The 18,866-nt window shown below is 64.8% G+C and carries 19 protein-coding genes and 1 riboswitch; of the genes, 8 read left to right on the forward strand and 11 right to left on the reverse strand.

The window, feature by feature from the left end; translation table 11 throughout:
* Both WBH99_RS07630 and WBH99_RS07635 read left to right on the forward strand, forming a co-directional pair.
* Positions 1–285, forward strand: a 285-nt coding sequence (locus tag WBH99_RS07630) for a DoxX-like family protein (protein ID WP_424219492.1), incomplete at its 5' end; no start/stop codon positions are given.
* Positions 282–749 carry a DUF2269 family protein gene (locus WBH99_RS07635; protein ID WP_026686806.1) on the forward strand — a complete coding sequence of 156 codons (468 nt, stop codon included), beginning with the start codon at positions 282–284 and terminating at the stop codon, positions 747–749. The genes WBH99_RS07630 and WBH99_RS07635, both read left to right, overlap by 4 nt.
* A gap of 18 nt (positions 750–767) precedes the next feature.
* Here the strand turns inward: WBH99_RS07635 and WBH99_RS07640 are convergent, their stop codons facing one another.
* From WBH99_RS07640 to WBH99_RS07660, 5 genes are all read right to left on the reverse strand, one after another.
* Positions 768–3,254: a sensor domain-containing protein gene (locus tag WBH99_RS07640; RefSeq protein WP_424219493.1), complete on the reverse strand. Its 2,487-nt coding sequence runs from the start codon at positions 3,252–3,254 to the stop codon at positions 768–770.
* A gap of 4 nt (positions 3,255–3,258) precedes the next feature.
* Positions 3,259–4,086 carry a methylenetetrahydrofolate reductase [NAD(P)H] gene (gene metF, locus WBH99_RS07645; protein ID WP_424219494.1) on the reverse strand — a complete coding sequence of 276 codons (828 nt, stop codon included), beginning with the start codon at positions 4,084–4,086 and terminating at the stop codon, positions 3,259–3,261.
* On the reverse strand, positions 4,076–4,903 hold the full coding sequence (locus WBH99_RS07650) for a TlyA family RNA methyltransferase (protein WP_424219495.1): 828 nt from the start codon (positions 4,901–4,903) through the stop codon (positions 4,076–4,078). The genes metF and WBH99_RS07650 overlap by 11 nt, the downstream gene beginning before the upstream one ends.
* A 37-nt stretch (positions 4,904–4,940) precedes the next feature.
* Positions 4,941–6,353: an adenosylhomocysteinase gene (ahcY, locus tag WBH99_RS07655; RefSeq protein ID WP_424219496.1), complete on the reverse strand. Its 1,413-nt coding sequence runs from the start codon at positions 6,351–6,353 to the stop codon at positions 4,941–4,943.
* A gap of 84 nt (positions 6,354–6,437) precedes the next feature.
* A riboswitch (S-adenosyl-L-homocysteine riboswitch) is annotated at positions 6,438–6,530 on the reverse strand.
* Between the two features lie 29 nt (positions 6,531–6,559).
* Positions 6,560–7,015 (reverse strand): SRPBCC family protein, encoded by a 456-nt coding sequence (locus tag WBH99_RS07660; RefSeq protein ID WP_424219497.1) that lies wholly within the window; start codon positions 7,013–7,015, stop codon positions 6,560–6,562.
* Between the two features lie 55 nt (positions 7,016–7,070).
* Here WBH99_RS07660 and WBH99_RS07665 point away from each other — a divergent pair, with 55 nt between their 5' ends.
* Both WBH99_RS07665 and WBH99_RS07670 read left to right on the forward strand, forming a co-directional pair.
* The gene (locus WBH99_RS07665; protein WP_424219498.1) at positions 7,071–7,781 is read left to right on the forward strand and encodes a pseudouridine synthase; all 711 of its coding nucleotides are present in this window, start codon (positions 7,071–7,073) and stop codon (positions 7,779–7,781) included.
* The gene (locus tag WBH99_RS07670; protein WP_424219499.1) at positions 7,778–8,692 is read left to right on the forward strand and encodes a hydrogen peroxide-inducible genes activator; all 915 of its coding nucleotides are present in this window, start codon (positions 7,778–7,780) and stop codon (positions 8,690–8,692) included. Before WBH99_RS07665 ends, WBH99_RS07670 begins: the two co-directional genes overlap by 4 nt.
* 81 nt (positions 8,693–8,773) lie before the next feature.
* Here the strand turns inward: WBH99_RS07670 and WBH99_RS07675 are convergent, their stop codons facing one another.
* The 4 genes from WBH99_RS07675 to WBH99_RS07690 form a co-directional block, all read right to left on the reverse strand.
* Positions 8,774–11,326: a DNA topoisomerase III gene (locus WBH99_RS07675; protein WP_424219500.1), complete on the reverse strand. Its 2,553-nt coding sequence runs from the start codon at positions 11,324–11,326 to the stop codon at positions 8,774–8,776.
* A gap of 96 nt (positions 11,327–11,422) precedes the next feature.
* Positions 11,423–11,869, reverse strand: coding sequence for a DUF494 family protein (locus tag WBH99_RS07680; RefSeq protein ID WP_424219501.1), 447 nt, complete (start codon positions 11,867–11,869; stop codon positions 11,423–11,425).
* A gap of 2 nt (positions 11,870–11,871) precedes the next feature.
* Positions 11,872–12,972 (reverse strand): DNA-processing protein DprA, encoded by a 1,101-nt coding sequence (gene dprA / locus WBH99_RS07685; protein ID WP_424219502.1) that lies wholly within the window; start codon positions 12,970–12,972, stop codon positions 11,872–11,874.
* Positions 12,953–13,972, reverse strand: a complete 1,020-nt coding sequence (locus WBH99_RS07690; RefSeq protein WP_424219503.1) for a LysM peptidoglycan-binding domain-containing protein — start codon at positions 13,970–13,972, stop codon at positions 12,953–12,955. Before WBH99_RS07690 ends, dprA begins: the two co-directional genes overlap by 20 nt.
* A 132-nt stretch (positions 13,973–14,104) precedes the next feature.
* Between WBH99_RS07690 and def the strand changes: the two genes are divergently transcribed.
* From def to WBH99_RS07710, 4 genes are all read left to right on the forward strand, one after another.
* Entirely contained in the window at positions 14,105–14,608 is a 504-nt protein-coding gene (def, locus tag WBH99_RS07695) for a peptide deformylase (RefSeq protein ID WP_424219504.1), read from the forward strand.
* Complete coding sequence (fmt, locus tag WBH99_RS07700; RefSeq protein ID WP_424219505.1) at positions 14,605–15,531, forward strand: methionyl-tRNA formyltransferase; 927 nt, start codon at positions 14,605–14,607, stop codon at positions 15,529–15,531. Before def ends, fmt begins: the two co-directional genes overlap by 4 nt.
* 60 nt (positions 15,532–15,591) lie before the next feature.
* On the forward strand, positions 15,592–16,440 hold the full coding sequence (htpX, locus tag WBH99_RS07705; RefSeq protein WP_424219506.1) for a zinc metalloprotease HtpX: 849 nt from the start codon (positions 15,592–15,594) through the stop codon (positions 16,438–16,440).
* Between the two features lie 145 nt (positions 16,441–16,585).
* Positions 16,586–16,960 (forward strand): LapA family protein, encoded by a 375-nt coding sequence (locus tag WBH99_RS07710; protein WP_424219507.1) that lies wholly within the window; start codon positions 16,586–16,588, stop codon positions 16,958–16,960.
* Here WBH99_RS07710 and metW read toward each other — a convergent pair.
* Together metW and metX are read right to left on the reverse strand one after the other, a co-directional pair.
* Positions 16,943–17,551 carry a methionine biosynthesis protein MetW gene (gene metW, locus WBH99_RS07715; RefSeq protein ID WP_424219508.1) on the reverse strand — a complete coding sequence of 203 codons (609 nt, stop codon included), beginning with the start codon at positions 17,549–17,551 and terminating at the stop codon, positions 16,943–16,945. The two genes, WBH99_RS07710 and metW, sit on opposite strands and share 18 nt — an antisense overlap.
* Complete coding sequence (metX, locus tag WBH99_RS07720; protein WP_424219509.1) at positions 17,548–18,681, reverse strand: homoserine O-succinyltransferase MetX; 1,134 nt, start codon at positions 18,679–18,681, stop codon at positions 17,548–17,550. Before metX ends, metW begins: the two co-directional genes overlap by 4 nt.
* Positions 18,682–18,866 lie beyond the last annotated feature (185 nt).

Here is an 18,866-nt window from a genome sequence, read left to right on the forward strand (position 1 = left end):
CTCCAGGACAGCCTCGCCCTGCTCGCCCCCTTCGGCCTCCAGGGCAGCCTGGCCCTGGCCGTGCTGGGGAGCGCCACCCTGCTCGATGCCGGGCTGGGCCTCCTGACCCTGCTGCGCCCCGGACGGCGCCTGTGGTGGGCACAACTGGCCCTGGTGGGCGCCTACACAATCCTGATTGCCTGGCAGCTGCCGGCATTCCTGCTGCACCCCTTCGGCCCCATCCTGAAGAACCTGGCGGTGGCGGCCCTGCTCGTTCAACTACTCGCCGAGGAGCAAAGACCATGAACACCTATCTGATCATCAAGTGGCTGCACATCCTGTCTTCCGTCGCCATGGTGGGCACCGGCTTCGGCACCGCCTTCTACCTGTTCTTCTGCAACCGCAGCCGCAACGTGGAGGCCATCGCCGAGGTCAGCCGCCTGGTGGTGCGGGCCGATACCTGGTTCACCACCCCGGCGGTGATCTTCCAGCCCCTCTCGGGCCTGTGGCTGATGCAGCAGGGAGGCTGGAACCTGGGCACCGGCTGGGTGCTGACCTCCATCGCCCTGTTCCTGCTGGCCGGCGCCTGCTGGCTGCCGGTGGTCTGGCTGCAGCTGCGCCTGCGGGACATGGCCCTGGTGGCCCGCCAGGACGGCCAGCCCCTACCGGAACGTTACTGGCGCTATGCGCGCTTCTGGGAGTGGCTGGGCTACCCGGCTTTCTTTGCCATGGCCGTGGTGTTCTACCTGATGGTGAACAAGCCCTTCTGAGAACCGGAGGCAGCCAGCTTAGGGGAGCGAGGGGAGCGCCGGCAGGGGCCAGCGCCCGGCGCCGATGGCGCTTTCCAGCTCGGCCGCGGGGATGGGACGACTGAACAGATAGCCCTGGCCCACGGTACAGTGCAGCGCTTTCAGGATGGCCTCCTGGGCCTGGGTCTCCACCCCTTCGGCCACGGTGATCAGGCCCAGGCTGCGCCCCAGGGCCACCACGGCCTGGGTGATGGCGCCGGCGTTGGCGTCCCGCTCCATGTCGAGCACGAAGGAACGGTCGATCTTCAGGGTATCCAGGGGGAAGCGGCGCAGGTAGGCGAGGCTGGAATAGCCGGTGCCGAAATCATCCACCGCCAGCAGCACCCCCAGGCCCTTGAGTTCCCGCAGGGTGGCGGTGGCCTGGTCGGCATTGCCCATCAGGGTGGATTCGGTGAGTTCCAGCTCCAGCTGGGCCGGGGGCAGGCCCGACTGCTCCAGGGCCTGGCGCACCACACCCACCAGGTCCTCGGCCACGAACTGGGTGGCAGAGAGGTTCACCGCCATGCGCAGGGGCGCCGCGAACAAGCGGCTCCAGGCCGCAGCCTGGCGGCAGGCTTCCTGCAGCACCCAGCGGCCGATGGGGACGATCAAGCCGGTTTCCTCGGCCAGGGGGATGAAGCGGTCCGGCGGCACCAGGCCCAGGTCCGGATGGCGCCAGCGCAACAGGGCTTCCATGCCGATCAGCTGCCCGCCTTCCAGCTCGAACTGGGGCTGGTAGAACAGCTCCAGCTCACCCCGCTCCAGGGCGTGGCGCAGGCTTTGTTCGAACACCAGGCGCTCCAGGGAGGCGGCGTTCATCTCGTCCCGGTAGAACTGGAAGCTGCCCCGGCTGGCCAGCTTGGCGTGGTGCAGGGCGGCATCCGCATTGCGCAGCAGGGCGGCGCCATCCTCCCCGTCGCCGGGGAACAGGCTGATGCCGATGCTGGCGGTCAGGGAAAACTGCTGCTCCCCCAGCTCCACCGGGGCCTGCACCGTCTGCAGCAGCTGCTCGGCCATGGCGGCGGCGGCCCGGCTGCCCGGCAGTTCGGTGAAGATCAGGGCAAACTGGTCCCCCACGTGGCGGGACACGGTCACCTGAGGCCCGAGCAGGCCCGTGAGCCGCTCCGCCATGATCTGGATCACCCGGTCGCCACTGGCATGGCCCAGGGAATCATTGACGTGTTTCAGGCGGTCCAGATTGAGGAACATCACCGCCACGTGCCGCTCCCCCTGGCGGGAGGCCCGGGCCAGGGCGATGGCCTGATCCAGGCGGTCCTGGAGCAGGGCCCGGTTGGGCAGGCCGGTGAGGGTGTCGAAGTAGGCCAGGCGGTTGATGTGGGCCTCGGCTTCCTTGTGCCGCGAGATGTCGGTGGAGATGCCGATGAAATTGGTGATCTGCCCCGTCTCGTTGCGGGCGGCGGAGATGGACAGCCAGGCCGGATAGACCTCCCCGTCCTTGCGCCGGTTCCAGATTTCCCCCTGCCAGCGGCCCTCCAGGAATACCTGCTGCCACAGGGCGCTGTAGAAGGCCATGTCGTGGCGGCCGGACTTGATGAAGGCGGGCGTCTGGCCCAGGGCTTCCGCCTCGCTGTAACCGGTCATGTCGCAGAAAGCCCGGTTGGTGCGCAGGATGCGGCCGTCGGCATCGGTGATCAGGATGCCCTCGCTGCTCGCATCGAACACCCGCTCGGCCAGCTCCAGGGCCGCTTCTTTGCGCTTCAGGCGGGTGATGTCGAGCATGGCCCCCACCAGGCCGCCGGGTTCCCCGTCCTGGTGGCGGAACACCGCCTTGTAGAAATGCATGTCCCGACGCCGGCCGTCGGCGTACTGGACCTGGGTTTCATAGCTCTGGGTGCCACCCGCCTGCAGCAGCTCCCGGTCCGCCGCCGCGTAGCGGGCCGCCAGATCCGCCGGGGCCAGGTCGTACACGCTGCGGCCGACGATGCCGGCCTTGTCCTGCCCCAGAGTCTCGGCGAAAGCCTGGTTGCAGCCCAGGTAGCGGCCATCCATGCCCTTGTAGAAGATGGGGCTGGGAATGGCATCCAGGAGCTGCTCCATGAAGTGGAGCTGTTCCGCCAGGTGCTGTTCCATCTGCAGCAGATCGGTGAGATCCATGAGGCTGGCCAGCAGGGCCGGCCGGCCCCGGAAACTGATGGAGGAGCTGAAGATCTGCACCGGCAGGAGCCGGCCATCCCGCCGCCGGGCCCGGAAGCGGTAGCGGGCCTCCGGAGCGCCCCCCGCCAGCCGCTCGCGCATGCGGGTCTGGACCAGGGTCCAGTCCTCCTCGGCCACCAGTTGCGCCAGGGGAATTTCCCCGGACAGCAGTTCCGCCCGGCTATAGCCCAGCAGATCGGCCGTACGGGGATTCACATAGGCAAAACGCCAATCCTGGATGATGTAGATGGCCGTGAAGGCGTTGTCCACCAGGGTCCGAAAGATGTCTTCCAGTTCCTCGGGGGCCGCATCCGGGATGGGGTTGAAGCTCACGACATCAGCCTTGCAGACGCCGCCAGATTTCAGTGGTCAGCCCGGCCTGGTTCATGGAGTAGAAATGCAGGCCCGGGGCGCCGCCGGCCAGCAGGCGCTGGCACAGCTCGGTGACCACGTCCAGGCCGAAGGCGCGGATGGAGTCCGCGTCATCCCCGTAGCTCTCGAACTTCTTGCGCATCCAGCGGGGGATGTCGGCGCCGCAGGCATCCGAGAAGCGGGCCAGCTTGGAAAAACTGCCGATGGGCATGATGCCGGGGACGATGGGAATCTCCACCCCCAGGGCCCGGGCCTCATCCACGAAATGGAAATAGGCGTCGGCGTTGTAGAAATACTGGGTGATGGCCGAATTGGCCCCGGCCTTCACCTTGCGCGCGAAATTCTGCAGGTCGTCCCGGGGGCTCCTGGCCTGGGGATGCCATTCCGGGTAGGCCGCCACTTCCAGATGGAACCAGTCGCCGGTTTCGGCGCGGATGAATTCCACCAGTTCGTTGGCGTAACGCAATTCGCCCGGATCGGCCATGCCGGAAGGCAGGTCGCCGCGCAGGGCGACGATGCGCTGGATCCCTTCGGCCTTGAAATAGGCCAGGATGTCGCGCATGCCCGCCTTGCTCGAACCGATGCAAGAGAGATGCGGCGCCGCCTCATACCCTTCTGCGGCAATTTCCTTGACCGTGGCGAAGGTGCGCGCCTGGGTGGAGCCGCCGGCGCCATAGGTCACGGAGAAAAAGACCGGGTTCAGCTCTGCCAGCTTGGCCCGTTCGGCCTTGAGCCGGGCCGCCCCCTCGGGAGTCTGGGGCGGGAAAAATTCGATGGAGAGTTCAGTGTGCATGTCGAGCCCAGATGAAAAATTCGCGGTTGCCGTCGGCGCCGGTGATGGGGCTTTCGAACCAGCCTTGCACCGTAAGACCGTTGTCGGCGCAACACTGGCGCAGCTTTCGTTCCACTGCGGCATAAAGGGCGGGGTCGCGGACGATGCCGCCCTTGCCGACGCCCCCCGGCCCCACCTCGAACTGAGGCTTCACCAAGAGCAGCATCTGCCCTGTCGGCGCCAGGAGAGCCGGCAGCCGGGGCAGGATCAGGGTGAGCGAAATGAAGCTTACGTCTGCCACGATCAGGTCAAAGCCCTGGGCGGGCATGGCCTCCCCCAGGTCGGCTGCCTCGAGAGTGCGGCAGTTGATGCCTTCGAAGGCGGTGACGCGGGGATCGGCCGCGAGCCGGGGATGGAGCTGAGCGTGGCCCACATCGACGCCCACCACCCGCGCCGCCCCGGCCTGGAGCAGGCAGTCGGTGAACCCGCCGGTGGATTGGCCGACATCGAGGCAGACCCAGCCCTTGGGATTCACGCCGCTCTGGCGCAGGGCCGCGGCTAGCTTGATGGCGCCGCGGGAGACATAGGAGTCGTCCGCCGCGGCGGCCACTTCCAGGCGGGCATCGGCAGGCAGGAGCTGCGAGGGTTTCAGCAGCACCTCGCCCTCGCACGCCACCTGCCCTGCCGCGATCAGCCGCTGCGCCAGGGTGCGCGAGGCGGCCAGACCCTGCTCGACCAGGAGCTGGTCGAGGCGCAGGCCATGGCGTTCCGGTCGCGCCTTTTCCTGAACTGCCGGTGCAGGCCGGGGCTTGCGGCTATGAAAGGAATTCATCGACATGAGCAACAAGGCCGGAAAACCCGGCCCCCGGTGAAAATCAGTAACGGTAGTGATCGGCCTTGTAGGGGCCGGCCACGGGGACGCCGATGTAGGCTGCCTGCTGCTCCGTGAGCACCGACAGTTGGGCGTTGAGCTTCTTCAGTTGCAGTCGCGCCACCTTTTCGTCGAGATGCTTGGGCAGGGTATACACGCCCACCGGGTAGTCGGCGGCGCGGGTAAACAGCTCGATCTGGGCGATGGTCTGGTTGGCAAACGAAGACGACATGACGTAGGACGGATGGCCGGTGCCGCAGCCCAGATTCACCAGGCGCCCCTTGGCCAGCAGGATGATGCGGCGGCCGGAGGGAAAGATGACGTGATCCACCTGGGGCTTGATCTCTTCCCACTGATATTGTTCGAGGGAGGCGACGTCGATCTCGTTGTCGAAGTGGCCGATGTTGCAGACGATGGCGTTGTTCTTCATGGCGGCCAGGTGGTCATGGGTGATGACATGGTAGTTGCCGGTGCAGGTGACAAAGATGTCGGCCTTGTCGGCGGCGTATTCCATGGTGACGACGCGGTAGCCTTCCATGGCGGCCTGCAGGGCGCAGATCGGGTCGATCTCGGTGACCCAGACCTGGGCCGAGAGGGCGCGCAGGGCCTGGGCGGAGCCCTTGCCGACGTCACCGTAGCCGGCGACCACGGCGATCTTGCCGGCGATCATGACGTCGGTGGCGCGCTTGATGCCATCCACCAGCGACTCGCGGCAGCCATAGAGGTTGTCAAACTTGGACTTGGTGACCGAGTCATTGACGTTGATGGCGGGGAACTTGAGTTCGCCGCGCTGGTGCATCTGGTAGAGGCGATGCACCCCGGTAGTGGTTTCTTCGGTGACGCCCTTGATCTTCGCCAGGCGCACGGAATACCAGGTCGGGTCCGCGGCCAGCCTGGCGCGGATGGCGGCAAAGAGAAGGGTCTCTTCTTCCGAGGTCGGCTGGGCGATCACGGACGGGTCTTGCTCGGCGCGGGCGCCCAGATGCAGCAGCAAGGTGGCATCGCCGCCGTCATCGAGGATCATGTTGGAGTAACCGCCGTCCGGCCACTCGAAGATGCGATGGGTGTAGTCCCAGTAATCGGCGAGCGACTCGCCCTTGACGGCGAACACCGGGATGCCGTCGGCGGCGATCGCGGCGGCGGCGTGATCCTGGGTCGAGAAGATGTTGCAGGAGGCCCAGCGCACTTCGGCGCCCAGGGCGGTCAAGGTCTCGATCAGCACGGCGGTCTGGATCGTCATGTGCAGCGAGCCGGTGATGCGCGCGCCCTTGAGCGGCTGGGTCCGGGCGTATTCCTCGCGGATCGCCATCAGGCCCGGCATTTCGGTTTCGGCGATGCGGATTTCCTTGCGGCCCCAGGCCGCCAGGCCCAGGTCGGCGATTACGTGATCTTGAGTTTTGGTAACAGCATCAGCCACAGCAGACTCCTCGGAAACTGTGACCGGGGAGGGGTGGGAGTTGCTATGCAAGGCTCACCTGGCCCCCTGCGCCCGGCAGGGTTGGAAAGGTGAGCGCAGTTGAAACGGCTGCCCTCGAAGCAGCAAGGCAGTTTCCGAGCCTGGGATCATCGCGACCTCGCAGCGCTCCTCGGAAGTGGCGGGATTATAAAGGATTTATCAGGGATTTATTGTAGGGAACCCTTGGCAAGCAAGAGCCGAATGAGTCGTACCGTCTCCAGGTCCGATTCCCGATAGGCGGATTTGACGTATTCGGCATGGTCGCCATCCTCCCTCAGCGTGGTTTCGTAGGTAAAACGCAGGAACAGGGCATCAGGCTGAGGTTCTTCCAGGCGGATGGTGAGGGCTCCTCCGGCATGAGTCGCTCCCGCCTCGACATCGAAACGCAGCCACTGCCGCACTGCAAAACTGACCCGGTCGCGAATCTGCGCCACACCGAAATCCAGTTCCCGCAGCAGGCTGGATTCCTGGCGTTCGAGAATCTGGCAGGACTCCAGGCCGGGCAGAAACGCCACGGGATTTTCCACCCGGTGCCAGAGGCCTTGCCAGAGCTGTTCCCGGCTCAGGATTTCCCCGAGGGGATTGACCGGGTCATTGATTTGTACGAGATGTTCGAATTTCATGGGGCGGATTTTGCCTCCCTGGCCGCTCCCTGTCACCCGTGCTAGCATTCCCGCCATGCAAATCGACCGCCTTTTACAACAGCAAGGCTTCGGTACCCGCAAGGGTTGCCGCAACCTGGTACGCAATGGGCGCTTCTCCATCGATGGGGAAGTCATTGACAACCCCTTCGCCGAGATCGACCCCACCGGCCTCAAGTTCTGCGTGGATGACAAGGAATGGCCTTACTTTGAAAAGGCCGTGATCCTGTTCAACAAACCCGCCGGCTATGAATGTTCCAGGAAGCCCAAACACCATCCCGGCATCTACACCCTGCTGCCGCCCCAGTTCGTGGAACGGGACATCCAGAGCGTCGGCCGCCTGGACGAGGACACCACGGGCCTGTTGATCCTGACCGATGACGGCCAGTTGATCCACGCCCTCTCCTCCCCCAGGCGCAAGGTGCCCAAGGTGTACCGGGTCACGCTGCGCCATCCCCTTGACGAGGCCCAGGTCCAGGCCCTGCTCGACGGCGTCCTGCTCAACGATGATCCGGACCCGGCCCACGCCACGGCCGCCGGGATCATCGACAGCCACACCCTGCTGCTGACCATCACCGAAGGCCGCTATCACCAGGTCAAGCGCATGCTGGCTGCGGTCGGCAACCGGGTGGAAGCCCTGGCCCGCGTTGCCGTGGGCGGCCTGGAACTGCCCGCCGACCTGCCCGAAGGCCAGTGGCGCTGGCTCGAGGCTGCCGATCTGGAACGGCTCTGGAGCCAGTGCCCGTGACCCTCACCGAACTCCGCTACATCGTCGCCCTGGCCCGGGAAAAGCACTTCGGCAAGGCCGCCGAACGCTGCCATGTGAGCCAGCCCACCCTCTCGGTGGCGGTAAAGAAACTGGAGGAACGGCTAGGAGTGATGCTGTTCGAACGCACGCCCGGAGATATCCGCATCACTGCGGTGGGCGAAAGAATCTGTCGCCAGGCCGAAAAGGTCCTGACCGAAGCCGGCCGGGTCGAGGAACTGGCCCAGATCGGCAAGGACCCGCTGATAGGCCCCCTGCGCCTGGGGGTGATCTATACCATTGCGCCCTACCTGCTGCCCCGGCTGATTCCAGCCCTGCACGGTCTGGCGCCCCGGATGCCCCTGTATCTGCAGGAAAACTTCACCCACCGGCTGGCGGAATCCCTGAAAAGCGGCGAACTCGATGCGGCCATTGTCGCCGCTCCCTTTGCCGAGCCGGGCATCGTCACCCGCCCCCTCTACAGCGAACCCTTCCGGGTCGCCCTGCCCGTCCAGCATCCCCTGGCAGCGCGGGCAGAAGTGGCCAAGGAAGCCCTGGACCCGAGCCAGTTGCTGATTCTTGGCCAGGGCAACTGCTTCCGCGACCAGGTGGTTTCCGCCTGTCCGCAGTTGAACGGCCCGGGCAAGCTGGACCAGTCCATCGAAGGCAGCTCCCTGGAAACCATGCGCCACATGGTGGCCAGCGGCGCCGGCATTGCCGTGGTGCCCGCCTCTGCCTGCGCCGCCTGGCCCGACAACGATGCCCTGTTTGTCACCCGCCCCTTCAAGGCGCCGGCCCCGAGCCGCAAGGTCGTGCTGGCCTGGCGGGCCACCTTCCCCCGGCCCCTGGCCATGGACGTGCTGTATCAGGCCGTCTGCCAGTCCCCGCCGGTCGGCACTCTGCCCCTCGAGTAAAAACGGCAGCTCAGGCTGCCGTTCTGCATGTCACGCTCACAACGAGCCGCCTTGATTCAGTAAACTCAAGCTTCAGTTAACTCAAGCCTCTTCGTCCGCCTTCTTCACGGCCGTGGTTTTCCTGGCCCCCGCTGCCTTGGGCGCCTTCGGTACCCGCTTTTCAAACTCGAAGCCCACCTTGCCCTCGGGGCCGATCACCAGGAAGGCGGAGAACTTGCGCCGGGTACGGGAGGAAACGAATTCCTTGAGCAGATCGGTACGCCCATCCTGCAGCAGTTTCTTCATCTGGGCCGGTTCGATGGGCTGTAGCAAGATCACCTTGCCGGAGCGGAAATCACAGGACCTGGCCGGACCCACGGATTTTTCGCAGACGTAGGCATTGCCGTGATCGTAGACGCCACTGCCGCACTTGGGACATTTGCCCAGCGCTTCCTGGCCGGAGAAATCCACCGGTTCGGCGTTAGCCTCGTCGGAGGCGCTGCCCTGGCCGAAATCGAACTCGGTTTCGTTCTTGTCGTTGAGCTTGATGGTGGCCACGAAGGGACGGCCCATCTTGTTGCGGAAACCGGTCAGGGGGCCGATGCTGCGCTCGGTGAGCAGGGTGTCGATTTCCGCCGGCTCGAACTGGCGGCTGGCGATGATCTTCCACAGGCCGAAGTCGCAGCTGGAACACTGGAATTTCTTGTAGGTCTCCCGCACCACCCCGCCACAGACAGGGCAGGGCGCGGTCAGGACGCCGAAGTCGCCGGGAATGGTGTCGGAATCATAGGTCTTGGCCCGCTCGACGATGAGACGGGTCATCTCGGCGATTTCCTGCATGAATTCCTGGCGCGACATCTCGCCCTTTTCGATGCGGCCCAGCTTCCACTCCCACTCGCCGGTCAGTTCCGGGGCGGTCAGTTCATGGATTCCCAGGCCGTTGAGCAAGGTGAGCAAGGAAAAGGCCTTGGCGGTGGGGATCAGCTCCCGGCCTTCGCGCAGCATGTACTGCTCGGCAATCAGGTTTTCGATGATCTGGGCGCGGGTGGCGGGCGTCCCGAGGCCGCGCCCGGCCATGGCGGCCTTCAGTTCCTCGTCCTCCATCATCTTGCCGGCGCCTTCCATGGCGGAGAGCAGGGTGGCTTCCGAGTAACGCGGCGGCGGCCGGGTTGCGGTGGCCTTGAGATGCACTTCCTCGGCCGCCACCTTTTCATCGGCTTCCACCTTGGGCAGGTTGCCCTCTTCCCCTTCCTGGCCTTCCTTGCCATACACGGCCAGCCAGCCCGGATTGACGAGCACCTTGCCCTCGGTCTTGAAGGGGTGGCTGGCGACCCGGGTGATGCGGGTGGTGATCAGGGATTCGGCCGCCGGAAAGAACACCGCCAGGAAACGCTTGACCACGAAGTCATAGAGCTTTTGTTCCGCTTCGGACAGGTTCTTCGGGGCCTGGGTGGTGGGAATGATGGCGAAGTGGTCGCTGACCTTGGCGTTGTTGAAGATGCGCTTGTTGGGAATCACCCAGTTGCGCGCCAGGATCTGGTGGGCAAAGGGCGCGTAGCGGGACAGCAGCACTTCGTCGTGGCCCTTGCCGGCGCCTTCGCCGGTGAGCATGGCGAGCGTCGCCTGGACCGTGCCCAGGTAGTCTTCCGGCAGATAGCGGGAATCGGTCCGGGGATAGGTCAGGACCTTGTGCTTTTCATAGAGGGCCTGGGCCAGGCCCAGGGTGTTCTTGGCGGAAAAGCCGAACCGGGCGTTGGCTTCCCGCTGCAGGCTGGTCAGGTCGAACAGCAGCGGCGAGAGCCGGGTTTCCGGCCTGGATTCCTCGCTCACCTCGCCGGTCTTGCCTTCACAGGCGGCCCGGATGGCTTCGGCCCTGGCCTCGTCCCAGATCCGGTCGGCGCGGGCGTGTTCGTCGTCTTCCTTGCCCTTGAAGCCTTCATCGAACCATTTGCCGGCGTATTCCCCGGCCTTGGCGGCAAAGTTCGCCTCCACTTCCCAGTAGGGGCGGGACTTGAATTCGCGGATCTTCTTTTCCCGCTCGACGACGATGGCCAGGGTCGGGGTCTGGACCCGGCCCACGGTGGTCAGGTGGAAGCCGCCGGTCTTGGAATTGAAGGCCGTCATGGCCCGGGTGCCGTTGATGCCCACCAGCCAGTCGGATTCGGAGCGGCACACGGCGGCATCGGCCAGGCCGCGCATCTCCGCTCCGCTGCGCAGGCGGGTGAAGCCGTCGCGGATGGCCTGCGGGGTCATGGATTGCAGCCACAGGCGCTGAATCGGCTTGGTGGTCCTGGTATGCTGGACGATGTAATTGAAGATCAGCTCCCCTTCGCGGCCCGCGTCGCAGGCGTTGATCAGGGCATCCACATCCTTGCGCTTGATCAGCCGGGTGAGCAGCTTCAGGCGGGATTCGGTCTTCTCGATGGGTTTCAGGGCGAAGTGCGGCGGAATCACCGGCAAGTGGGCAAACGACCACTTGCCGCGCTTGACCTCGTACTCTTCCGGGCAGGCCAGTTCCAGCAGATGACCGATGGCCGAAGACACGACATATTCATCGTTTTCAAAGTAATCGTCATGCTTCGTCAGCCCGCCCAGCGCCTTGGCGATATCGGCGGCGACAGAAGGTTTTTCGGCAATGATCAGCTGTTTGCCCATAGATGGTCCGGCTCTAGGCCGCCCGTGAAAAAGTGCGGTGGATGATAAGGGGGGAAAGCAGGACGGGGCAAGACCGGCCCGCTGGGCAAGACCCGGCTAATGACAGGCGGCGGGGTCCACCGCATCGCTCAGCAATTCTTCGACGATCAGCGGGTCCAGTTCCTGTTCGCGGCTCCACAGGACCATCAGGACGATGACCTTGAAGCGCTCCAGGGAAACGGACTGCCCGGGCAGATCCAGGGCCCGATCCAGGATCAGCTCCCGCACCGGCCCCGTGACCAGCCTGGCCCGCTCCAGGAAGACCAGAAAATCCAGGCAGCCTTCTTCGAGCTGCTCCTGTTCGGCTTCGGTGAACACGCGCATCCCCTGGCTGACAAAAGCGGGGGCCGAACTCTGGCGCAGGACGGCCAGCCATTCCAGGGCCGCCCCGATTTCCAGTTCATCGAAACCAACCGCGGAGAGCTTGCGAGCCAGGGAGCCGCCCTCCGGGTGGGCAGGAAAATCAGAATAATTTTCAAAGAGGTAGACGAGAATATCGATCATTATCAGGCTCGCAGATGCAATGGCTGGTAGCAGTTGCCGGGCAGGACAGCGACCCGCCCCTCCAGTTCCAGCCCCATCAGGATGGCGAGAAGCACATCCGCCGTCAAGCCGGAACGCTGACTCAGCTCATCCAGGGAGCATGGCGCATGCCCCATGGCCTGCAGGACGCGCTCCTCCTCCGGGCTCCCGGCCGGAGTCGCCACCGCACTGGGGACGGGCGGCGCAAAGCCCTGCAATTCCTCCAGGATGTCCTGGGCCGACTCCACCAGTTTGGCCCCTTCCTTGATCAGCCGGTGACAACCCCGGGATACCGGCGAATGGATGGAACCAGGAATGGCGAACACCTCCCGGCCCTGTTCGGCCGCCAGCCGGGCCGTGATCAGGGAGCCGCTTTCCACGGCGGCTTCCACCACCAGCACCCCGCGTGCCAGGCCGGAAATGATGCGGTTGCGCCGGGGAAAATTGGCCCCCACCGCCGGCGTGCCCAGGGGAAACTCCGAAACGATGGCCCCGCTGCTCACGATCTGGTGCGCCAGCGCTTCATTACGGGCGGGGTAGAGGCGATCTGCGCCGGTGCCGATGACGGCGATGGTGGGCCCCTCCGCCGCGAGCGCGCCGCGATGGGCCGCCGCATCGATCCCCAGGGCCAGGCCGCTGATGATGGGCAAACCGGCCTGGGCCAGCACCCGGGCGAAATCTTCGGCGGATCCAAGCCCCTGCGGCGTGGCATTGCGGCTACCGACGATGGCCAGGCCCGGCTGCGCCAGCAGGTCGACTCGCCCCCGGACATAGAGCAGCAAGGGCGGATCGGCTATTTCCAGCAACAAGGGGGGATAAGCCGGATCGGCCAGGGTGACGATGTGATGGTCCTTGCCTTCCGCCCAGAGCAAAGCCGCCTCGAGGGCGGCTTCCACATCGCTTCCCAGAAGTTCGGCTCGCTGCCCGATGACGGCCTGGAGCGCCGTGGGACTGGCATCGAAAATGGCGTCCGGCGATCCCAGGGCCTGCAGCAGCTTACGCTGCGACTGGCCCCCGAGCCCTGGAATCAGGGTCAGCCGCAGCCAGGGGGCCAGCCCGGCCGGATCAGGGATTACGGACGGCATCCCCGATCGCCAGCGGGCGGGAAGCTTCCATCACCAGCGCATAAGCAACCCGGTCGAAGGTACGAAAGACAAAGACCAGGCCATACCGCTCTTCCGGCAGGGCCATGGTTTGATTGCGGCCTTCCTTGTCCTTGAACACGGTGGAACGCTTGCCGAACATGCCCAGCACATGCCCCACTTCGACCCCGGCCTGGCTGCCCTGATTGATCGTGATCACCGAATTCCGGCCGCCGGCACTGACGCCGCCGTAAACCGACATCACCTCACCGACAATATCCTGTTCGGCGCGGCGCGGCACATAGGCGCTCAGGTGGGGCGGCTCGGCGGGCACCAGCAGATCCCCTTTGAGGACCTCTTCCCTGGCGCCCAGGATTTCCATGATGGCGACTTCACCTGGCTGCTTCATCTGCGCCGTGCCCAGATAGACCGCCTCGTAGCCCAGCACTTCCTGGGTGGTCGGGTCTTTCAGGGGGGTGCCGGGGCGGTAGATGTACCACCTGGGGTGATCTTCCTGAACCCCGAGCACGAAAATCTCATCGCCGTTACCCATGATGACGCGGGATTCTTCCGTGCCGATGATGCGCGGCGCATCGATCAGTTCATTGGCATCAACCACCAGGGGCTGGGAGATGTAGGGCTCGATGGCCTGGGGCGGAATGGCAGGAATTTCCTGCCCGATCACTTCCTCATGCACCTTGGGCGACAACCTGCCTGGCAGCGGCTTGCCCAGACGCAGCCGGGGGCGGCCATCGGCGTAATCGAGCAAAACGATATCGCCGGGATAAATCAGATGGGGATTCTTGATCTGGTCCTTGTTGAGACGCCAGATTTCAGGCCAGCGCCAGGGTTCCTTCAGGAACTTGCCGGAAATGCCCCAGAGGGTATCCCCCTTCACCACCATGTAGCGATCCGGGGCATTGTCTGCCAGCTTGAGAGGTTCGGAGGCAAATGCCGTGACAGCAGCCACAGCCAGAATGAGGGCAGATATAATGCGGGACATGGGTTTTTCCTCGTGTACCGGTGGAACATGCCGGGCTGGAATCTGTCGGAGAAACCCACAGCTCATGCCGTTCCAATTCCTGAAAGTGCATGAGATTCTGCCTGTAATGTCTTAACCGAGCAAGCTTTCCCCATGGCCCTACTTCCCATTTTGCGCTTTCCCGATGCCCGTCTCAAGAAAGTCGCCACCCCTGTCGAAAAAATTGACGACGGTATACGCAGGCTGGTCGCCGACCTGGCCGAAACCATGTACGAAGCCCCCGGCATCGGCCTTGCCGCCACCCAGGTGGATGTGCACAAACAGGTGGTGGTCATCGACATCTCGGAAGAGAAAAACCAGTTGCTGGCCCTGATCAACCCCCGCATCACCCATCGGGACGGCGTCCAGGTCTATGAAGAAGGCTGCCTCTCCGTCCCCGGCATCTATGACAAGGTGGAACGGGCGGCAGAAGTCACCGTGGAATATCTGGACCTCGAAAACCAGATCCGCAGCTGCAGCGCCGATGGCCTGCTGGCGGTCTGCATCCAGCATGAACTGGATCACCTGCAGGGCAAGGTTTTCGTGGATCACCTGTCGCAACTCAAGCAGATGCGGATCAAGAACAAGCTGGCCAAGCAGGCCCGGATCACCGCATGAAACTGATCTTTGCCGGCACCCCGGAATTCGCCGCCACCGCCCTGGCCGCCCTGCTCGATGCCGGGCACGACATCGCCCTGGTGCTGACTCAGCCGGACCGCCCGGCGGGCCGGGGCATGCAGCTCCAGGCCTCCGCCGTCAAGCGACTGGCCCTGCAGCACAACCTGGAAGTCTTCCAGCCCCTGTCCCTGAAAAAGGATGCCGGGGCCCGGGAAAAGATCGCCGCCGTGCAAGCCGAGGCCATGATCGTCGCCGCCTACGGCCTGATCCTGCCCCAGGAAGTGCTGGACATGCCCCGTCTGGGCTGCCTCAACATCCATGCCTCGCTCCTGCCCCGCTGGCGCGGCGCCGCCCCCATCCAGCGGGCCATCCAGGCCGGGGATGCCGAGTCCGGAGTCTGCATCATGCAGATGGAAGCCGGGCTGGATACCGGCCCGGTACTGGCCCGGGTCCGCACCCCCATCGGCCCCCAGGACACTGCGGCCAGCCTGCACGACCGGCTCGCCCGACTGGGCGCCCAGCTCATGGTGGATACCCTGCCGCGTCTCCCCTTGGTCCCGGAAACCCAGCCCGAAGCCGGCGTCACCTACGCCGCCAAGATCGAAAAAGCCGAAGCCTGGCTGGACTGGAGCCGCAGCGCCACCGAGCTGGACCGCCACATCCGCGCCTTCAACCCCTTCCCCGCCGCCCAGACCCGCCTGCAGGGCAGTCCCATCAAAATATGGCAAGCCCATCCCGTCGCAGGCCAGGGGCGGCCCGGCACCATCCTGGCCGTGGATGGACAGGGCATCACCGTTGCCTGCGGCATGGGCGCCTTGTGCCTGACGGAACTCCAAAAAGCCGGCGGCAAGCGCCTTCAGGCCGCCCAGTTCCTGGCGGGGAATTCGATAAAAGCGAACGAACGCTTCGGCGACCCCGCTTGAATTCGAAACTTTCAGGCCTATCTAATAGCCCGATTCCACTGCAGCCTCAAGGAGGTTTCCATGTTCAACTGGTTCAAGACAGCCCTGCTCATGGCCGGCATCATGGCGCTCTTCGGTGCCATTGGCGCCTACATCGGCGGCGCCCAGGGCATGCTCATCGCCCTGGTGCTAGGCGGCGCCATGAACTTCTTTTCCTACTGGTTCTCGGACAAGCTGGTATTGAAGATGTACAACGCCCGGGAGGTGGATGAATACTCGGCGCCCCAGTTCTACGACATGGTGCGGGAACTGGCCCGGAAGGCCGGACTCCCGATGCCCAGGGTGTACATCATCGACGAGGCCCAGCCCAACGCCTTTGCCACCGGCCGCAATCCGGAACATGCCGCGGTCGCCGCCACCACCGGCATCCTGCGCCTGCTTTCGGCGCGGGAACTCCGGGGCGTGATGGCCCACGAACTGAGCCATGTGAAAAACCGGGACATCCTGATCTCCACCATTTCCGCCACCATGGCCGGCGCCATCTCGATGCTCGCCAACTTCGCCATGTTCTTTGGCAGCCGGGATCCAGACGGGCGTCCAACCAATCCCATTGCCGGCATCCTGGTGATGATTCTGGCCCCGCTTGCCGCCACGGTGATCCAGATGGCCATCTCCCGGGCCCGGGAATACGAGGCCGACCGGGGCGGCGCCGAGATCAGCGGCGACCCCGGCGCCCTGGCCGATGCCCTCGAAAAGATCAATGCCTATGCCCGGAACATTCCCATGGCTTCCGCCGAGGCCCACCCGGAAACGGCCCAGATGATGATCATGAACCCGCTTTCCGGTGGCGGCCTCAGCAATCTGTTCTCCACCCACCCGCCTGCCGAGGAACGGGTGGCGCGGCTGCGGGCCATGGTCCGGGGCGACTGAGCCCGACTGAGCCCGACTGAGCCCGACTGAGCCCACTACCTCCGGCGTCGGGCCGGCATCCGCCCATCTTTTTTCCAAGATGCCTTGCCCTGAGGGGAAGGCCCCGTTAAGGTGTGCAGGTGTGCAGAACATTCAAAGGCATTCCATGCAACTCCTGACGCTGCTCGCCATCGCTTTCGCCATCGCCGCCGGGGCCTTTGCCCTGCAGAACAACAGCCCGGTGGTGGTCAATCTCTTTTTCTGGAGCTTCGAAAGCTCGCTGGCCCTGGTGTTGCTGGCCAGTCTGGCGCTGGGCGCCCTGATCCTCGGCCTGATGAGTACCCCGGCCGTACTGCGGGACCGCTGGCAGCTTGGCCGCCAGAAGAAAAAGCTGGAAGAACTCGAACAGATCTGCGAACGCCAGGGGATCGAAATGGCCGGGCTGGCCGCCCGGTTACCCGGGTCAGGACCGCTCCCGGAAATGACGCCCTCAGGCGCCGCCGAGACCACGGCGGCAGAGGAATCAACCCCCCGGGCCTGAGCCCTGGCGCCCGAGTCGATACAAGCCCACTTCACCTTTCAGATTGGGATCTCCCCCGACGGGCTGGCCGTCGGCAAAGGCCAGGAGTTCCCGCACCTGAATGCCCTGTTCGGCGCACAGCGCGTCGAAGTCGGCGATGGTGAAGAAGCGCACATTGGGCGAGTCATACCACTGGTAGGGCAGGTGCTTCGAGACCGGCATGCGGCCCTTGGCGATGGCTTCCCGGTGCGGCCCGTAGCCGAAGTTGGGAAAGGACACCACCGCCTCGTGACCGACCCTGAGCATCTCCTTGAGCAGCGGCACGGTGTGGCGCACGGTCTGGAGCGAGAGGGACATGATCACATGGTCGAAGGAGTCGTCCTCGAAGCCTTGCAGGCCCCGTTCCAGGTCGAACTGCAGCACATTGACCCCATTCTGGATGCAGGCGGTGACATTGCCAGGGTCGAGTTCCACGCCGTAGCCGCGGATGCCCTTCGTCTCTTGCAGGTAGCGCAGCAGGCTGCCATCGCCGCAGCCGAGGTCCAGCACCCGTTCGCCGGGGCTGATCCAGCGGGCAATGTAGTCAAAATCGAAGCGTCCATACAAGGTCATGCGGAAATGCCCTCCAGATAGGCACCCAGGGCCGCGTGGTAATGGGGCGAGTCGAGCAGGAAGGAGTCATGCCCGGCATCGCAGTCGATTTCGGCGTAACTCACGCGGCGGCCGTTGTGCAGCAGGGCATAGACGATCTCGCGGCTGCGCTCGGGGGCAAAGCGCCAGTCGGTGGTAAACGAGGCCACGAAGAAATCGGCCCGGGCCCGGGCCAGGGCGGCGCGCAGGTCGCCGTCGTAGTCGAAGGCGGGATCAAAATAATCGAGGGCCTTGGTGGTGAGCAGATAGGTGTTGGCGTCGAAGCTCTTCGCGAACCTGTCGCCCTGGTAGCGCAGGTAGGATTCGATCTCGAATTCCACGTCGTAGTTGAAACGGGGCTCCCCATGCCGCAGCTTGCGGCCGAATTTCTCCGCCATCTGGTCGTCGGAGAGGTAGGTGATGTGGCCCACCATGCGGGCCAGGCGCAGGCCGTTTCTGGGCACCACCCCATGTTCGTAATAGTGGCCGCCGTGAAAGTCGGGATCGGAGAGGATGGCCTGGCGGGCCACTTCGTTGAAGGCGATGTTCTGGGCCGAGAGCTTGGGCGCCGAGGCGATCACGATGCCGTGCCGCACCCGTTCCGGGTATTCCAGGGTCCATTGCAGGGCCTGCATGCCGCCCAGGGAGCCGCCGATCACCGCCGCCCAGGTGTCGATGCCGAGCCGGTCGGCCAGGCGGGCCTGGGCCTCGACCCAGTCCTCCACCGTCACCAGGGGAAAATCGGCGCCATAGGGCTTGCCGGTTTCCGGGTTGAGGGAGCGCGGGCCGGTGGAGCCGTAGCAGCCGCCCAGGTTGTTGACCCCGACCACGAAGAATTTGTTGGTGTCGAGCGGCTTGCCGGGGCCAACCAGATTGTCCCACCAGCCCAGGGTCTTGTCCGGGTCGGCGGCATCATGATAGCCGGCCACATGGTGGCTGCCCGAGAGGGCGTGGCAGACCAGCACGGCATTGCTGCGCGCGGCATTGAGGTTGCCATAGGTTTCATGGACCAGCTCGAACCCCGGCAGGCGGGCGCCGCTCTTGAGCGGGAGTTCCTGGTCGAAACGGGCCGTCTGGGGAACGACGAGGCCCACGGATCTGGGGTCAGTCATGGCGCTCCGGATGCAAAAAACCCAGTCTGCCAGAACGGGGACTGGGTTCGGGATGACGGCCTGTCCTCGCTTTAGCATTTTTATGGCGCCTGCAAGCTGAGTTCAAAAGGGCGCCCCCGGGCCACGCCCGAGGCCGCGAACAGTACCGGCAAGACCGGGAAAAGTCAATCGACCCGGTCAATCAA

Origin of the sequence: Azovibrio sp. (assembly GCF_049658005.1) — a bacterium.
In the GTDB taxonomy this organism is placed as follows: Bacteria; Pseudomonadota; Gammaproteobacteria; order Burkholderiales; family Rhodocyclaceae; genus Azovibrio.